We start from the raw sequence: 15,086 nt of genomic DNA on the forward strand, positions 1-15,086 counted from the left end.
CGACGTCGACCGTCGGCTTTCGCGCCGATCCTTGTTATTCGGCGCTCTGACGCTTCCTCTTGTCGTTGTGGACCCCGAGCCGGCGTCGGCGCAATTGGGTCTCATCGGCGCAATACTTGGAGGAATGCGCTTCCGCGGTCGCCGGCGCCACTATGGCGGCTATTCCAGTCATTATCATGCGCGTTCCCATTACGCGCATCGTCGCGGCCGCGCACATGTCGCGAGCAGTCATCGCCGCCACGGCGGCGGCGGAGGGGGCGGCGGTTCCGGCGGCGGAGGCGGCGGGGGAATTGGCCACGTCGATTGATCACGACAGGGGTTTTCGCGCCACACAATTTCTACCGGATGCGCCGCAGGGCCTGTCTCGCGTTGGGTTCGCCCTGAGCGCTCGCTTTGCTGTACCAGTCCCTGGCCTCCCGGCGATCTCTTTTGCGGCCGGCCACCCCGCCTTCATAAATTCGCCCGAGCTGATATTGCGCTTTGGCGTGTCCTGACCTTGCTGCTTTCTCCCACCAGTCGGCGGCTATTCTCTCGCGCAGCTTCACATCATCCGCGACCTCATCGACCAAGCCATTCGTATACATCCTCCCGAGTTCGTATTGCGCGTCGGGGAGGCCCTGCTCGGCCGACATTTTTAGCCATTTGAACGCGTCGTCGAGTTTTTGGTGTCCGGGAGTTTGCAGATACAGCATCCCCAACTCGTATCGCGCTTTTTGATCACCCTCGCGCGCACGGCTTTCTGTTCGCGCGAACTGCGCTTCAACCGCGTCTTCCCTAGACCTTCGATCATACGTCGGAACCGTCGACGCCTGGTTTTCGTCCACCCCGAAGGTGGTGCTGTTGCGGGGCGCGGCGCGCCGATTGCCCGCGTCGGCGTCCCGCCATCGAAAGTCGTCGCTGCCGCTTTTTTTATCTGCGAACGAATTTTCCCAGGGTTTGCGCTCGCCGGAAGAGACGGACGGCTGCAGGCCAAAATAAAGCGATCCGAGAATCGCGACGACGCCGACGCCGACCGTTACGCCCTGTAACGCCGGATGCAGCCCCTTGAAGCGGCGCACCAGAGTCGCGCTGCGGCTTTTCGCCAAGGCGATGAGCTTGGTCGACAGGCGCTCGGGCGTGGGCACGTCGCGCTCGGCGGTGGAATCCTGAACGAGGTGTCCGGCGTTTCGAATGATGGCGGGGGCGTCGACGCGCAACGCCGTCGCGCCCAGCGCGTCGCTGAAGGCGCGCAAATTGGGGAAACGGTGCTCCGGACGCTTCGACAGCGCCGTCATGATCGCCGATTCGACCTCGGGCGTTACGCCAGAGATCCGCGGAACAAGCGGCGGCGCATCGGCGTGAATCTGCGCCTGAGTGAGATCATATTCGGTCGCGCCGGAAAATGGCGGCGCGCCCGCAAGCATTTCGTAAAGCACGACGGCGAGCGAATAGAGATCGCTCCTTTCGTCGCCTTCGCCGCCGCGACATTGTTCCGGCGACATGTAGAGCGGCGTGCCGACCGCCGTGCCCGCGCGAGTCAGACGCACGCTGCCGCGCACCCGCGCAATGCCGAAATCCATGATTTTGATGCGGCCGTCGTCGGCGACCATCAGATTCGACGGCTTAATGTCGCGATGGATGACGCCCATCTGATGCGCGTAGGCGAGCCCGTCCGCCGCCTGCGTGATGACGGCGAGACTTTCCTTGACGCCGAGCGGCTTGCCGCGCTCCCGCAATATTTCGTCGAGCGGGCGGCCATGCACGAGCTCCATGACCATGAAAAGGTTATTGCCCTCCAGCACCGGCGAATAGAGCGTCGTGATGTTGGGATGGTTGAGCTTCGCGAGACTGGTCGCTTCGGCGCGGAAACGTCCGACGAAGTCGGGATCCTGAGTGAGTTCGGCGCGCAAGGATTTGATCGCCACCTCGCGCTCGAGGAACGTGTCGACGGCGGCGTGGACCTTGCCCATCGCGCCCGTGCCGAGCAGTTTAACGACTCGATAATGTCCGATCATCTGCGGGTCGGTCATGGCTCAACCCTCTACGATGGCTTCGATCTTCGTTGTCGACGCGCCTGTCGGCGAGTCGGCGATGTTGATCCGTTGCGTTGCCGCTTGGCCGCTGGATTGGTTCGGCGCGGCGCGCTCAACGGCGAACACGCCGACCGAGATATTGTCGTAACCGCCGGCCGCGAGCGCCGCGTCGATCAAAGCCGCGCAGGCCTCTCGGGGAGGATGGCGCGAAACGATCCGGGCGATGTCAGCGTCGCTCGCCAGATTGGAAAGACCGTCGGAACACAGAATGAAACGGTCGCCCAATCGCAGGCGCATTCCCTCGGACCAGAGATCCGGAGAAATCTCCTGCCGCGTTCCAAGCGCCTGCAGGATGACATTGCCGCCAGGGGCTTTTTCGGCCTCCTCGGCGGTCAGCACGCCGTCGCGCACGAGTTGCGCGTGCAGCGTCTGGTCTTCGGAGAGCTGGGTCAGTTGGCCGTCGCGCAAAATATAGGCCCGGCTATCGCCGACATGGGCGAGCCACAGACATTCGTCACGGACGGCGAGCGCCGTGCAGGTCGTTCCCATGCCGGCGCAGTCGGGATGTTTGGCGGCGTAATCGAGTATCGCCCGATTGGCCGCTTCGAACGCGGCTCGCAGCGCTTCAAGCGGCGGCCTGTCGAGCGAGAAATAGACGCGCCGAACGACCTCCGCCGCCAGCGCGCTCGCGACTTCGCCGGCCGCGTGACCGCCCATCCCGTCGGCGACGAGGGCGAGCAAGCCGCGTTTGGCTTCCGGATCTTTTTCGTCGGGAGCGACGAAAGCGACGGTGTCCTCGTTGAGCGAACGTACGCGCCCCACGTCGGTGCGCATCGCGCCCACCACGCGCCATGAAGCGCTGTTCGCCTCCCTTGCCGCCGTCATCGCTGGCGCCTCTTGGATCACTCGCGCTGCGGGCGCAATAGATCTCGGCCATATTTGATCGGAACCGCAAGCGTCACCCGCTCGTTGCCGCGGCTCCTGCTGTAGGTGAACAGCCCGATCACATTGCCGGACGAGTCAAACACTGGGCCGCCGCTGTTGCCGGCGCCGGTCGCGGTAATGCTCAACTGTATGACGTCTCCCGTCGAACCGTAAGTCGTAACGCCCTCCTTCTGTTTGACGCCGGGCGAGAGCTTAGAAACGATGCCGTCGGTAATCGTGGCTTCCGGTATCTCTTCGAGACGACGTCTGACCGGCCCTCCCCCTTCCTGCGTCGACAGCTGCTGAAACGTCGACACCGAAACGGCCGGATAGCCGAGAACCACGACCCTTTCGCCAACCGTGACATTGTCGTGATTGGCCAGGTCAACCGTGCTGAGCGTCTGAGGCGAATCGATCTTGATGAGGGCGGCGTCCGAGTCCGTCGAAGCGCGGACCAGACTCGCGTTGATGTTTAAGCGGCTGCCCGGAAAACGCGTTTCCAGCGTGTCGTTGCGTCCTTCGAATGTGCGCTTGTCCGCTTTGGTCGGGTCGGGAATGTTGCCGCCGCCAATCGGCACCGCGATTGCCGGCTTTGACGGGAAAATCAGGCCGCCGGACTCCGGCACCCAGTCGTCGATATCCGAATAGGCGCTGTCGTCGAGATCGATCAGTTCGTATTTTCCCAGATCCGGGCCTTTTTCTCTTTTGGCCCGTTTCCAGTCGGGCCCGCCCTTGTATTCGAACACCACGCCGCGTCGTTTCGGCGCGGCGAAGGGTATTTCCCAGCCTGCGGCGACGTGTTTGTTGGTCAGCAGGTAGCCCTGCTCGCCGACGACGAAGCCGCTTCCGGAGCCGGCGCCGTCGATTGGAATATTCGACCGGTAGTCGTCGTCGAGGGTCAGCCATCGCACGACGGTGTTGGGTCCGAGCCGGACATAGGCCGGCAGGACCACGCTTTCATTCTTGTTGAGTTTGATGCTGAAGGTTTGGTGATAGACCGGCTTTCCGGTCGTCTTGTCATAAAGACGCCAGTGAAGAAAAATCTTGGCGGTGGCGTCCTTATATTTGTCGTAGATTTCCTGCGGCGTCATGCCGGTGATCGATCTCACCTTGCCTTCGACCCCGGCGGAGGCCTCCTCCTGACCTTTCTCGATCTCGGACATCCGGCCGCCGACGCGTTCCTCGCCTTTCCATTGCTGCCACAACAGAATTGCGCCGCCGAGAACGAGAACGGCGGCGATACCGGCCGCCGTCGCCGTTAGCGCGCCGCGCGAGGCGCGACGCTCCTCGCCGATCAGCCGCTGCACCGTCTCCTGGCCGACGCCGAACTTCTTTTGGGCCGCCGAATCGTCGCTCGCCGCCTCCGCGGCGCCGGTCGCAGCGGCGTTCACCGCCGTCGACGCGGCGATTTCCGCGGTCTTGATGACGCGAGTCGCCGCCGTGTCGCCGACGCCGATCACTTGCGTCCGCGCGGCGAAACTGGCGGGCCGCGGCTGCACATCAAAGGTGAATTTCGGCCCCCTGGCGCCGCCGAGTTCAATCGTGTCTTCGGGAAGCAGTTCGACCTCGCCGGTCACCCGCTCGCCATTGAGAAAAGTGCCGTTGCTGCTGCCGGAGTCGGAAAGCTTGAAGAAAAGCTTGTCGTCTTCGCCTTCGATGCGGATGACCGCATGCTTGCGGCTGACGACGCTGTCGCCGACCGGATCGAAGGCGATCTTCGACGCAGGATCGCGGCCGATCGTGAACTCGCGCGCATCCCCGACAGGCAGTTGCTCAATCTGATTGGCTTTGGAGCCCGACAGATGACGAATAACAATGCGCTCGATTGGAGTTGTCATTACCAGCCCCCCGCGCGAAAGCGCGCTCGTCCTGCGCCCATTCGAAAATGCGCATACTCCCCCAAGATCGAAGATAAACCCGACTTTCCTCGCGAGGCAAGGTCGAGCATCAAGGCGCGCGGCGCAAGCCGTCGATGGCGCGTCGCTCGAGTCTCGCGCGCAGCGATCGGTCACGCGTGAAGCGCTCTACAATTTTTTCAAGGATATCTTGAAGGTAGCCCCACCGCCCGGAGTCTCTTCGACCGAGATTCGTCGGGCCAGCTTTTCGATGCGCCGCCAGATAGGCGAAGGCTCCCGCCGGCAAGACCGGCGGGAGCCTTAAGGCATTGCCTGTCGCTACATCGCCTGCATCGCTTCGGGCTTGCCGCGCGCGCGCTTTGCGATCAGCCGGTTGAGCGCGGACACATAGGCGCGCGCCGAAGCGACGAGCGTGTCAGGATCAGCGCCGCGGCCGGTGACCGACTTGCCGTTTTCGCTCAGGCGCACCGAGACCTCCGCCTGCGCGTCGGTGCCTTCAGTGACGGCATGTACCTGAAACAGCTCGAGGGTCGCGTCATGCGGAGCGAGCGCCTTGATCGCGTTGAAGATGGCGTCGACAGGGCCGTTGCCGGTCGCCTGATGCGTCAGCTTCTGGCCGCCCACGTCGAGGGTGAGGGCGGCCGACTGCGGGCCATGCGTGCCGGCCATCACCATCAAGGCTTCGACCTTGATGTGATCATGGGCGTTGACGATCTCGTCGTCGACCAGCGCGACCAGATCTTCGTCATAGACGAATTTCTTGCGGTCGGCCAAATCCTTGAAGCGGTTGAAGGCGTCCTCCAGCGCATTCTCGCCGAGATCGTATCCGAGCTCCTTCAGCTTCTCGCGGAAGGCGTGACGGCCGGAATGCTTGCCCATGACGAGCGACGTCTTGGAGACGCCGACGCTCTCGGGCGTCATGATCTCGTAAGTATGCGCATTCTTGAGCATGCCGTCCTGATGGATGCCGCTCTCATGCGCGAAAGCGTTCCGCCCGACGATCGCCTTGTTGTATTGCACCGGAAAGGACGTAACCGCCGACACCAGCTTCGACGCGCGCGTCAACAGTTTGGCGTCGATGTTGGTGTAGAAGGGCAGCGCGTCGCCGCGCGTCTTCATCGCCATGACGACTTCTTCGAGAGACGCATTGCCCGCCCGCTCGCCGATGCCATTGATGGTGCATTCGACCTGCCGCGCGCCGCCGCGCACGCCGGCGAGCGAATTGGCGACCGCCAATCCGAGATCGTCGTGACAATGCACCGAGAAAATCGCCCTGTCGGAATTGGGCACCCGTTCGCGCACCGTGCGGAACAACTCTTCATATTCCGCCGGCGTGATGTAGCCGACGGTGTCGGGAATGTTGATCGTCGTCGCGCCGGCCGTGATCGCGGCCTCGACGCAGCGGCAGAGAAAATCGAGCTCGGTGCGGGTGCCGTCCTCCGCCGACCATTCCACGTCGGCGACATGATTGCGCGCGCGCGTCACTGAGGCGGTCACCATCTCCAAGACGCGCTCGGGCTCCATCTGGAGCTTGTATTTCATATGCACGGGCGAGGTGGAGATAAAGGTGTGGATGCGCGGACGCTTCGCCTCCCGCAGCGCTTCGGCGCAGCGGTCGATGTCCTTCTCCGAAGCGCGCGCCAGTCCGGCGACGGTGGCGTGTTTGACCCGCCGCGCCACTTCGCTGACGCTCTCGAAATCGCCGGGACTGGCGATCGGGAATCCGGCCTCGATAATATCGACGCCCAGTTGATCCAGGAGATCGGCGACTTCGAGCTTTTCCTCGAGAGTCATGGAAGCGCCGGGCGATTGCTCGCCGTCGCGCAAGGTGGTGTCGAAAATCAGGACGCGCCCGTCGTTATCTGCGACGGCGCCGGGATGTTGCTTATGGCTCATTTGTTTTGAAATCCTGCTTTGCCGCCCCCGCTGGGGCTGTTGTCGGCGACTGCGTGACATGTCCCCTGAAGGCCTGGGCGCGAGCCCATCGGGCGCTCAGGGGCGACTAAGAAGCAGCAGGCCGAAAAGCGGCAGGGCAGGCGGGCAAGCGAATTCGCGCGCGCGCAAAGGCGTCGCAACTTCATTCGCAGAGGCGGTTGCGTAAGGCAACGATCTCTTCCCATTCTGGCGGCGCTTGGCCGCAGTCCTTTGGCAGGATAACGCAAGAGGGACCTTTGCCGCAAGCGCCGCGTCCCGCTTTTTTAAATCTCGCGAAAATCGCGTCTACGTCGAATGCATGACCCGCTCGCCCAGCAGATAATTTTTGCATCCGAATCGCTCATGGCTCTTGCCGAAACGAATGTCCGGGACCTAACATTCAAAGCATGGTCAAGACCGCATTCTCCATCCGCCACGCGCGTCCCGGAGACGCCGAGCAGATCACGCGCGTCCATGACGCGTCGTGGCGCGCCGCCTATCGCGGCGTGATCCCAGGAGCGGAGCTCGAACGGATGATCGCCCGCCGCGGCCCCAATTGGTGGCATTCGGCGATCGTGCGCGGCACCGGCCTGCTTGTGCTCGACTTTGACGATGATATCGTCGGCTATTCGACCTATGGCCGAAACCGCGTGCCGTCGATGCCCTATTCCGGCGAAATTTTCGAAATCTATTTGACGCCCGAGCAGCAAGGCTTGGGTTTCGGGAAGCGCCTGTTCAACGCCACGCGCCGCGAACTCGCCGAGCACGGCTATCTCTCGACCATCGTCTGGGCGCTCGCCGACAATGAGAAAGCGCTTGCCTTTTATCGCAGCCTCGGCGGCCAGACGATCCGCCGCGCCGAGGAGCGGTTCGGCGCCGACATGCTAACGCGCGTCGCCTTTGGATTCGTTTCCGCGCCGGTGCGCTAAACGGTGATCGCAGGGCGGTTTTACGGTAAGAACGCCGTCGCAAGGCGCGCAGCGCTTTAGCTTTTACGACAATCGTAACACGCCGGCGAAATTTCCTCGCTGCGCCTTCCCTCTCATCGGAGCCTTGAATGCGTCTCGACGCGATACCGATCGGCGTCAACCCGCCGCATGAAGTCAACGTCATCGTCGAAGTGCCGCTTGGCGGCGAGCCGATCAAATATGAGCTGGACAAGGCCTCGGGCACGCTCTTCGTCGATCGCTTCCTCTATACGGCGATGCGCTATCCCGGCAATTACGGCTTCATTCCGCACACGCTGTCCGACGACGGCGATCCCTGCGACGTGCTCGTCGCTAACACGCGTCCGGTGGCGCCAGGCGCGGTCATCGCGGTTCGGCCGATCGGCGTGCTGCGCATGACCGACGAAGCCGGCGGCGACGAAAAAATCGTCGCCGTGCCGTCCGCGCGGCTAACGCAACGCTATGTCGATGTGGAGAATTACACCGACCTTCAGGAGATGACCTGGCGTCGGATCGAGCATTTCTTCGTGCACTACAAGGATCTCGAGCCCGGCAAATGGGCGAAGGTCGCCGGCTGGGGCGACGCCGCCGCCGCGCGGACGCTGATCACCGAGGCGATCGAGCGGGCGCGCGGGCGAAGTAGCGGTCCGAAATAGCGATCTATGACGCCGGCGGGACGCGCGACACCACACCCTTCCTGAAACAGGGCGGTCGGTCCTGCCAGGCGACGATTCCATTGTCGGTCGCCGCGAAGCTTTGCGCCGAGTCGATCAATTCGTCGACATGGGCGACTCCGTCGAGATCGCCGATCACATAGGTCCATTTGCCGGCGCCGGCGAAGGCGACCGTCGCCGGGCGCTTGCACACCGCGAGGCAATCGACGGACTCGACGGCGATATCGAGATTGCGTTCGTTCAGGCGCGCCCGCAGCGCGTCCATAAGAAGCGCGCCCGGACGCATGTGGGCGTCCTCGCCGGCGCGACAGGATGTGCATACCAAGACCCTCACGCCCGACGCAGCCATCTCGAACTCCAATCGCTGAACGCGTCTTCTCGATCGAAGCCGCGCCGAAAAAAAGGGCGCCTGACTCTCAGGGCGTGTAGGCGCAGCGCGCGCCGCCGCCGGCCTTTTCAGCAACTTCGTCGGCGTCGACGATGCAGTCTAGCGCCGTGACTGAAGCGTGAGAAGAGCCTGCGGCGCCTTCCGCCATGACGCCATTCTCGATCATGGTCGCATAGAGTTCATTCGCCTTGCGGCCGCTCAATTCGATCTTCTTCGCCCCGAAAGTCAGCTCGCAGCTGTGGGACGTGACGTCGACATTGCCGGCGCGACAGTCGATCGCGTCAGCCTTCACCGCGACGCGCTGGCCCTTGGCGTGTGGCGCTTCAGCGCGTCCGGCGAAATAGGCCGCGAGCAGCTTCTTGTCGGCGACGCTTGTATGAGGCGACAATTCGCCGACGATCGCCGAAAGCGCCAGCGCGCTCGAACCATTGCTCGCGCCCGTTTCAGCCGCAGCCGGCGCGAGTGCGGAGAAGAAAACCAATCCAACCGTCTTATATGCGATCATGGCGAATCCTCCGATAAATAGATCTGCGCAATTAACGATGAGCCCCCGACGAAAGTGCGGCGCAGGCGTTCAGTCGACGGCGACAAGCTTACCCGCCATTTGCCTGAGCGTGAATGCGCGCGCCTCAAAAAAAGGCGGCAAGCCGATCGCGCGATCGCGGCCTTAGAGACCCGTCCAAAGACGGATAACTCACTCGATCTCAATGTTTTGAAAGGCCTGTCGCTGTTACGACGCTTAAAGGGCCAAACGGGCGCGCTCGCCCAGTCGGTCGCATTGATCCGCGAGATGCGAAACGCTCTCGACATGCACATTGCGCGTCTCGGTGCGCACGCCATGGGCGCGCAGTTTGGCGAAGGCGCGCGACAGCGTTTCCTGCTTCACGCCAAGACGCGCGGCGATCAGGCGCTTGTCATATGGCAGGCGGAAGCGGCAGCGGTCCTCGCCCGGCGGGCAGAGCGAAAGTAGGAAATGGGCGAGGCGTTGATCGGCGTTCTGGCTCTTGAGCGACTCGATCTCGCCGATGAGACGCGCGGCGCTCTCCTTGTAGTCCCGGATCGCCGCGGCGCAGAGCGAAGGCGATTCCTTGAGCAGCCGCGCAAAGCGTTGCGCAGAGAGCTTGAGCACTTTTGTCGCGCCGATCGATTCCGCGAAGACCCTGTGGATCTCGTCGGCCCCCAGGGGCGCTTCGCCGATCAATTCGCCATCCGAACAAATGCCAATGAGCGTTTGGCTTCCGGATTGCGCAATGCGCGTCAGCTTCACATGGCCGCTCACGACAAATGCGACGGCCGTGACGCCGGCGCCCTGACGGAAAAGCGCGTCGCCGTCGTGCAGCGACTCGATTTTGGCGTCGGCCGCGAGGCGCGACAAGGTCACTTCATCGACGTCCGCGAAGAACGGCGTCTTGCGTAAATCGTCCGCGCCTGCCGGCTGAGGCGCACGCCAACCGGCCCGTCGTTTTCGCCGGGGATCGTCGTAGTTTTGCGCCGCGCGGGCGGCGTCAATGGTCAAGGTTGCGCATCCTTCCGAACCGCAGCAGATCGCGCGCGTCATTCAACAAATGACGTTGCACCGAAGCGGAGGCGCCGCCGCTTCTTCTTCCTGCGCATGTTCGCTGTTGCCGCCGACAGAAAAGCTAACGCGAACGGTCACACTCGAAAAGGCGACGGACGCGGGACAAACCGTCGCATGAGTCAGGGCTTCTTACCGCCACGCTCCAGTAGAAAAACCGCCTGTTCGCCGAAGAGATTCCATATCCACCATGGGGCGTTGAAGCGAATAGGCGCGCCGGCGCGATCCAACGCCACGCCGCGCTCGATGTGCGCGCCGAGTTCGCCGACCAGTTCGACGAAATCGCGAATGGTGCAAAGATGAATGTTCGGCGTGTCGTGCCAATGATAGAGAAGGTGGCCGGTCACCGGCATTCGGCCAGTCAGGCCGAGTTGGACGCGCACCCGCCAATAGCCGAAATTCGGAAATGAAACGATCGCGCGCCGACCAATGCGCAACATATTGGCGAGCGCCGCGCGCGGGCGCCTGGTCGCCTGGAGCGTCTGCGAGAGAATCACATAATCGAAACCGTCGTCAGGATAATCGGCGAGATCGGTGTCGGCGTCGCCCTGAATGACGGACAACCCCTTGGCGACGCATTCGTTGACGCCGCGTTGCGAGAGTTCGACGCCGCGGCCATCGACGCCTTTCTTCTGCGCGAGAAGCTGCAACAGAGAGCCGTCGCCGCAGCCGACGTCAAGAACCCGCGCGCCGGACTCCACCATCTCCGCGATGACGGCGAGATCGAGACGCGGATGGTCGGGCGAATGTACGCGCCGCTCAGGCGCGTCGCCCGCAGGCGTGAAGTTCATTGCGAATTTCCGTGAGGCGCGAGGCCGCGCGCCGCGGCGGCCGAGTCGAGAAAGCCGCGCGTCGTCGCGATGAACATCGGCTCATGCAGCAGGAAGGCGTCATGTCCCTTGTCGGATTCGATTTCGACGAAGGACACCGAGGCGCCGCCGGCGTTGAGCGCGTGAACGATGGCGCGCGAATCCGACGTCGGATAGAGCCAGTCTGACGTGAAGGAGACGACGCAAAAGCGCGTCTTCGTGTCTTTGAACGCCATCGCCAATGAGCCGCCGTAATCGGCGGCGAGATCGAAATAGTCGCAGGCGCGGGTGACGAAGAGATAGGAATTGGCGTCGAAGCGCTCGACAAAGGCGAGGCCCTGATAGCGCAGATAATTCTCGACCTGAAAATCGGCGTCGAAGGAGAAGGTCGGCGCGCTGCGGTCCTGCAGCTTACGGCCGAATTTACGCTGCAGCGCCGCTTCCGAGAGATAGGTGATATGCGCCGACATGCGCGCCACCGCGAGGCCCTTCTCGGGCCGCACGCCCTGCTCCTGGTAACGGCCCAAGCGCCAGTCGGGATCAGCCATCACCGCCTGTCTTCCAACTTCGTGAAAGGCGATGTTCTGGGCCGAATGTTTGGCGGCGGTGGCGATCGGCATGGCCGAGAACACGCGCTCCGGATAGCTCGCCGCCCATTGCAGCACCTGCATGCCGCCCATCGACCCGCCGGCGACGCAAAACAGCGTCTCGATGCCGAGATGGTCGATCAGCATCGCCTGCGCCCGCGCCATGTCGCGGATAGTGACGACGGGAAAGTCGAGCCCAAAGGGCTTGCCGGTCGCCGGATTGATCGAGGACGGGCCGGTCGTGCCCAAGCAGCCGCCGACGACATTCGAGCAGATGAGGAAATAGCGGTCGGTGTCGAAAGGCTTGCCGGGGCCGACCATCGCCTCCCACCAGCCGGGCTTGCCGGTGACGGGATTGACGCCCGCCGCATATTGATCGCCGGTCAGCGCGTGACAGAGCAGAATGGCGTTCGTCCGCGCGGCGTTCAGCGCGCCATAGGTCTCATAGGCGATGGCGAGCGGCGCGATGCGGCCTCCCCCGTCGGTCAGGAGCGGGCGGTCGGGCTCAAAAACAACGGTTTTCGGCGCGGCGGCCCCGCCCTGGACCGGCCGCGCGTCTGACACGATGGACAAGCGATCTTCCCAAGCGTTCGATTTGCCGAACAATTCGTTCGGCAACATCGATGCGGCCGGCCAAGGTGTCAAGCGCCGCGCGGCGGCGCACAGGGGTCCGAACCCAGCTTGTAGAGGCGTCCTCTCGCCGCGTCATGGCCGCGCTTGTCGCGGCCATCCACGCGACGACGCGCGGCACTTGTATAAATATGAGCCGGACGCGTCGCCGCTGCGCAAAACATTTCGCGATTGTCCGGCATGGATGGCCGGGACAAGCCCGGCCATGACGGCTGAAAGTGAGCTGGAATTAACCCGAGCGCTCGGTGCCCTGGGTCCGCGCCGGAAGATTCGTGCCTCCTTGCTATGTCCGGTATATTCCCGTACAAGTCCAATGAAGATGGGAAAGCCCTCAGACCAATCGGGTGAAGGATTGTTTTCCTCACCCTCATCCTGAGGAGCCGCCGTAGGCGGCGTCTCGAAGGACGAGGGTGAGGAAAACTGTGCGAAGGCGGGCTTCCTCGTCCTTCGAGACGCGTGCTGCGCCCGCTCCTCAGGATGAGGAAGCCCTTCACCCGATCGCTCTGAGAAAGCCTTCTCGAAGAGAGACAGACGCGATGCCTCAAGAAACCGCCCGCACGGCCCGCATCGAGGCGCGCCTCGCGCCAGATGTGCTCGCCCTCGTAAAGCGCGCCGCTGAAATTCAGGGGCGGAGCGTCAGCGACTTTGTCGTGAGCGCCGCTCAGGAAGCCGCGCACCGCGCCATCGAGGAAAGTGACATCATCCGCCTTTCGGTCGCGGGTCAAAAAGCTTTCGCCGAAGCGATCCTGAATCCGCCGGCGCCGTCAGAAGGATTGAAACGCGCCTTCGCCAGTCACCGCCGCCTCGTTCGCGAGGTTCGTTGACGTCATATGTCACGGCCGTCCTCAGCCGCGATCACGACCGCAATGGCTTTCGCTGCGGCGTCGAGGCGCTTGACCGCTATCTTCGGGAATTCGCCTTTCAAGACATCAAGCGGCGCGTCGCCGGCTGTTTCATCATGCTTGATGACGCCGATGAAATCGCCGCCTTCTACACGCTCGCGGCGACGAGCGTGCCGCTCAATCTGCTGCCGCCGGCGGCTGCGAAAAAACTGCCGCGCTATCCCGTGCTGCCGGCCATGCTGATCGGCCGGCTGGCTGTCGCAACGAAACGCCAAGGGCTAGGTATTGGCCGCGCTCTCATCGCCGACGCCATCATCCGCACTGAGAGCTTTCGCATCGGCGCTTATGCGCTCATCGTCGACGCAAAGGACGAACGCGCGAGCGCCTTTTACGCGGCAAATGGATTCGCTCCAATTCCCGACGAAGCGCGGCGGATGTTTCTGTCCATGGGCGACCGCGCTGCAACTGCTTGAGAGCGAGCGGGGCCGGTGATCCGCTGACTGCGGAAGCTCCAACCTATATCAAAGGCGCGCAACGCTCATTATGGAACCCACGACGGGTGATCATATTCCTGTGCTGGCGGTGCGCGCTTTTGGCATTACGCTTGTGCCGCAGGAGGAGGATTGGCCATCCCCAAAATTTCAGCGGGGATTCGCATTTTTAGTTGTTCCAAAGCTTCCATGACAGCAGGCAATTCACCTGCTTTCTTTGGCTTAATTTTCTTGGGATCAACCTTACCGACATAGGTAGTCCCTACTTTCTCAAGAGCTCTAACAATCTTAATACTGACACCAAGAAGGTAATATGAATACACGCACTCAACTAACGACACGTTAACTTGTAACGAAATCGCCATGTCAAGCTGTAAAAATGTTAATTTACTTACTGTTGCAAGTCGCAGCGTCGTATTTATATTATTATTCCTCTCGCTAATCGTAGATGAAAATAGTTCATAATATGACTGTAGGCGCTCATGTTCGAGAACAAGGTCGGGGTTCTTCTCTATCAAGAATGGTAACTCATCAATCATGCTTTTTCTGAAAAACGGAAAACTTGGGCACAGTGTAGTCATCTGATTGTATTTGCTTAAATTAAAAGCAAATTCTGCAAGTAAATCAGGATTTTGAGAACGGCGTTTTAGCTCTGAATAGGCTGCGTGGCTCTGATCGAAGTGTGGTATAATTTGTTGATTTATAGAACTTAGGCCGTGTGGACGAATTGGCGATTGAAGACAGCTTGGGGATTCCCAGGCGGAATCGGGCATGATTCATAGGACTCCGACTGAGTCGGAGACCAGAAGCCATGTCGACGCGGATGAACGAGGAAGACTGGGCGCATACGCTCGCGGTGTTTCGGGCCTGCCTTCCGCGTCGCGGACGCAAGGCCGAAGACGATCGCCGCTTCCTCGAAGCGCTTCATTTCTTCACGGTCGAAAACGTAAGATGGCGCGCGTTGCCGGAGCGGTTCGGACACTGGAACAGCGTATGGAAACGGTTCGACCGCTTGAGCAAAGCCGGCGTATTCGAGGCCCTCTTCGACACGCTCGCCTCGATGAGTTCGTCGGCGCATCTGATCCAGATGTTCGATTCAACCATCGTGCGCGCGCATGTATCGGCCGCCGGGGCCATCCATAAAGGGGGCAAGAAGCGCAGGCGCTCGGATGTTCGCGCGGCGGCTTCACCACGAAAATCCACGCCAAATCGGACGCATCGGGCGACATCATCGCTTTCGATCTGACCGGCGGCGAGGCCGCCGACGCGCCGCATTTCGAAACGCTGCTCGACATCGGTCCGGATATTCAGCGTAAGCGTGATCGGACGACCGCCTACCGCTCTGCATGTGGAGTTGATTAGGTGTCCACCATCGAAGAGGTGGACACCAGATGGCGGCTGCGAATGATGGTGTTGGTGCGGGGCGTCGGACGTGG

At 62.1% G+C, this 15,086-nt stretch carries 14 protein-coding genes and 2 pseudogenes; 5 read left to right on the forward strand and 11 right to left on the reverse strand.

Features of this window, described 5'->3' with window-relative positions; all coding sequences use genetic code 11:
- Positions 1 to 338 precede the first annotated feature (338 nt).
- The 4 genes from AB7I51_RS12440 to AB7I51_RS12455 form a co-directional block, all read right to left on the reverse strand.
- A complete protein-coding gene (locus AB7I51_RS12440; protein ID WP_428404516.1) occupies positions 339 to 2,009 on the reverse strand; it encodes a serine/threonine-protein kinase in 1,671 nt (556 codons plus the stop codon).
- 3 nt (positions 2,010 to 2,012) lie between these two features.
- Entirely contained in the window at positions 2,013 to 2,897 is an 885-nt protein-coding gene (locus AB7I51_RS12445; protein ID WP_428404515.1) for a PP2C family protein-serine/threonine phosphatase, read from the reverse strand.
- Positions 2,898 to 2,914: 17 nt separating this feature from the next.
- Positions 2,915 to 4,774 carry a trypsin-like peptidase domain-containing protein gene (locus tag AB7I51_RS12450; protein ID WP_428404514.1) on the reverse strand — a complete coding sequence of 620 codons (1,860 nt, stop codon included), beginning with the start codon at positions 4,772 to 4,774 and terminating at the stop codon, positions 2,915 to 2,917.
- A 336-nt stretch (positions 4,775 to 5,110) separates the two neighbouring features.
- Positions 5,111 to 6,688, reverse strand: coding sequence for a 2-isopropylmalate synthase (locus AB7I51_RS12455; RefSeq protein ID WP_428404513.1), 1,578 nt, complete (start codon positions 6,686 to 6,688; stop codon positions 5,111 to 5,113).
- 425 nt (positions 6,689 to 7,113) lie between these two features.
- Here AB7I51_RS12455 and AB7I51_RS12460 point away from each other — a divergent pair, with 425 nt between their 5' ends.
- Both AB7I51_RS12460 and ppa read left to right on the forward strand, forming a co-directional pair.
- Positions 7,114 to 7,635 (forward strand): N-acetyltransferase family protein, encoded by a 522-nt coding sequence (locus tag AB7I51_RS12460; protein WP_428404512.1) that lies wholly within the window; start codon positions 7,114 to 7,116, stop codon positions 7,633 to 7,635.
- 128 nt (positions 7,636 to 7,763) lie between these two features.
- Positions 7,764 to 8,309, forward strand: coding sequence for an inorganic diphosphatase (gene ppa / locus AB7I51_RS12465; protein ID WP_428404511.1), 546 nt, complete (start codon positions 7,764 to 7,766; stop codon positions 8,307 to 8,309).
- A 4-nt stretch (positions 8,310 to 8,313) separates the two neighbouring features.
- On the opposite strand, the gene AB7I51_RS12470 is transcribed toward ppa, so the two are convergent.
- From AB7I51_RS12470 to metX, 6 genes and pseudogenes are all read right to left on the reverse strand, one after another.
- Positions 8,314 to 8,676 carry a DUF1636 family protein gene (locus tag AB7I51_RS12470; RefSeq protein WP_428404510.1) on the reverse strand — a complete coding sequence of 121 codons (363 nt, stop codon included), beginning with the start codon at positions 8,674 to 8,676 and terminating at the stop codon, positions 8,314 to 8,316.
- Between the two features lie 67 nt (positions 8,677 to 8,743).
- A complete protein-coding gene (locus tag AB7I51_RS12475) occupies positions 8,744 to 9,220 on the reverse strand; it encodes a hypothetical protein (RefSeq protein WP_428404509.1) in 477 nt (158 codons plus the stop codon).
- A gap of 199 nt (positions 9,221 to 9,419) precedes the next feature.
- Positions 9,420 to 9,551, reverse strand: a pseudogene (locus AB7I51_RS12480) (hypothetical protein); the annotation flags it as partial.
- Positions 9,512 to 10,273: pseudogene (locus tag AB7I51_RS12485) on the reverse strand (Crp/Fnr family transcriptional regulator); the annotation flags it as partial. The pseudogenes AB7I51_RS12485 and AB7I51_RS12480, both read right to left, overlap by 40 nt.
- Before the next feature lie 140 nt (positions 10,274 to 10,413).
- Entirely contained in the window at positions 10,414 to 11,082 is a 669-nt protein-coding gene (gene metW / locus AB7I51_RS12490; RefSeq protein WP_428404508.1) for a methionine biosynthesis protein MetW, read from the reverse strand.
- On the reverse strand, positions 11,079 to 12,308 hold the full coding sequence (gene metX, locus AB7I51_RS12495) for a homoserine O-acetyltransferase MetX (protein WP_428404507.1): 1,230 nt from the start codon (positions 12,306 to 12,308) through the stop codon (positions 11,079 to 11,081). Before metX ends, metW begins: the two co-directional genes overlap by 4 nt.
- A gap of 545 nt (positions 12,309 to 12,853) precedes the next feature.
- On the opposite strand from metX, the gene AB7I51_RS12500 reads away from it, so the two are divergent.
- Positions 12,854 to 13,141 carry a DUF1778 domain-containing protein gene (locus AB7I51_RS12500; RefSeq protein WP_428404506.1) on the forward strand — a complete coding sequence of 96 codons (288 nt, stop codon included), beginning with the start codon at positions 12,854 to 12,856 and terminating at the stop codon, positions 13,139 to 13,141.
- Complete coding sequence (locus AB7I51_RS12505; RefSeq protein ID WP_428404505.1) at positions 13,138 to 13,632, forward strand: GNAT family N-acetyltransferase; 495 nt, start codon at positions 13,138 to 13,140, stop codon at positions 13,630 to 13,632. Before AB7I51_RS12500 ends, AB7I51_RS12505 begins: the two co-directional genes overlap by 4 nt.
- Before the next feature lie 125 nt (positions 13,633 to 13,757).
- On the opposite strand, the gene AB7I51_RS12510 is transcribed toward AB7I51_RS12505, so the two are convergent.
- Positions 13,758 to 14,423, reverse strand: a complete 666-nt coding sequence (locus AB7I51_RS12510) for a hypothetical protein (protein ID WP_428404504.1) — start codon at positions 14,421 to 14,423, stop codon at positions 13,758 to 13,760.
- Between the two features lie 38 nt (positions 14,424 to 14,461).
- Here AB7I51_RS12510 and AB7I51_RS12515 point away from each other — a divergent pair, with 38 nt between their 5' ends.
- Positions 14,462 to 14,896 (forward strand): transposase, encoded by a 435-nt coding sequence (locus AB7I51_RS12515; protein ID WP_428404503.1) that lies wholly within the window; start codon positions 14,462 to 14,464, stop codon positions 14,894 to 14,896.
- Positions 14,897 to 15,086 lie beyond the last annotated feature (190 nt).

The sequence above is a fragment of the Methylocystis sp. genome (assembly GCF_050246715.1).
In the GTDB taxonomy this organism is placed as follows: domain Bacteria; phylum Pseudomonadota; class Alphaproteobacteria; order Rhizobiales; family Beijerinckiaceae; genus Methylocystis.

Excerpts from the sequence above, each read along its gene's own strand:
- AB7I51_RS12440 (WP_428404516.1), bottom strand. The coding sequence starts at position 2,009 with ATGACCGACCCGCAGATGATCGGACATTATCGAGTCGTTAAACTGCTC.
- AB7I51_RS12445 (WP_428404515.1), bottom strand. The coding sequence starts at position 2,897 with ATGACGGCGGCAAGGGAGGCGAACAGCGCTTCATGGCGCGTGGTGGGC.
- AB7I51_RS12450 (WP_428404514.1), bottom strand. The coding sequence starts at position 4,774 with ATGACAACTCCAATCGAGCGCATTGTTATTCGTCATCTGTCGGGCTCC.
- AB7I51_RS12455 (WP_428404513.1), bottom strand. The coding sequence starts at position 6,688 with ATGAGCCATAAGCAACATCCCGGCGCCGTCGCAGATAACGACGGGCGC.
- AB7I51_RS12460 (WP_428404512.1), top strand. The coding sequence starts at position 7,114 with ATGGTCAAGACCGCATTCTCCATCCGCCACGCGCGTCCCGGAGACGCC.
- ppa (WP_428404511.1), top strand. The coding sequence starts at position 7,764 with ATGCGTCTCGACGCGATACCGATCGGCGTCAACCCGCCGCATGAAGTC.
- AB7I51_RS12470 (WP_428404510.1), bottom strand. The coding sequence starts at position 8,676 with ATGGCTGCGTCGGGCGTGAGGGTCTTGGTATGCACATCCTGTCGCGCC.
- AB7I51_RS12475 (WP_428404509.1), bottom strand. The coding sequence starts at position 9,220 with ATGATCGCATATAAGACGGTTGGATTGGTTTTCTTCTCCGCACTCGCG.
- metW (WP_428404508.1), bottom strand. The coding sequence starts at position 11,082 with ATGAACTTCACGCCTGCGGGCGACGCGCCTGAGCGGCGCGTACATTCG.
- metX (WP_428404507.1), bottom strand. The coding sequence starts at position 12,308 with ATGTTGCCGAACGAATTGTTCGGCAAATCGAACGCTTGGGAAGATCGC.
- AB7I51_RS12500 (WP_428404506.1), top strand. The coding sequence starts at position 12,854 with ATGCCTCAAGAAACCGCCCGCACGGCCCGCATCGAGGCGCGCCTCGCG.
- AB7I51_RS12510 (WP_428404504.1), bottom strand. The coding sequence starts at position 14,423 with ATGCCCGATTCCGCCTGGGAATCCCCAAGCTGTCTTCAATCGCCAATT.
- AB7I51_RS12515 (WP_428404503.1), top strand. The coding sequence starts at position 14,462 with ATGTCGACGCGGATGAACGAGGAAGACTGGGCGCATACGCTCGCGGTG.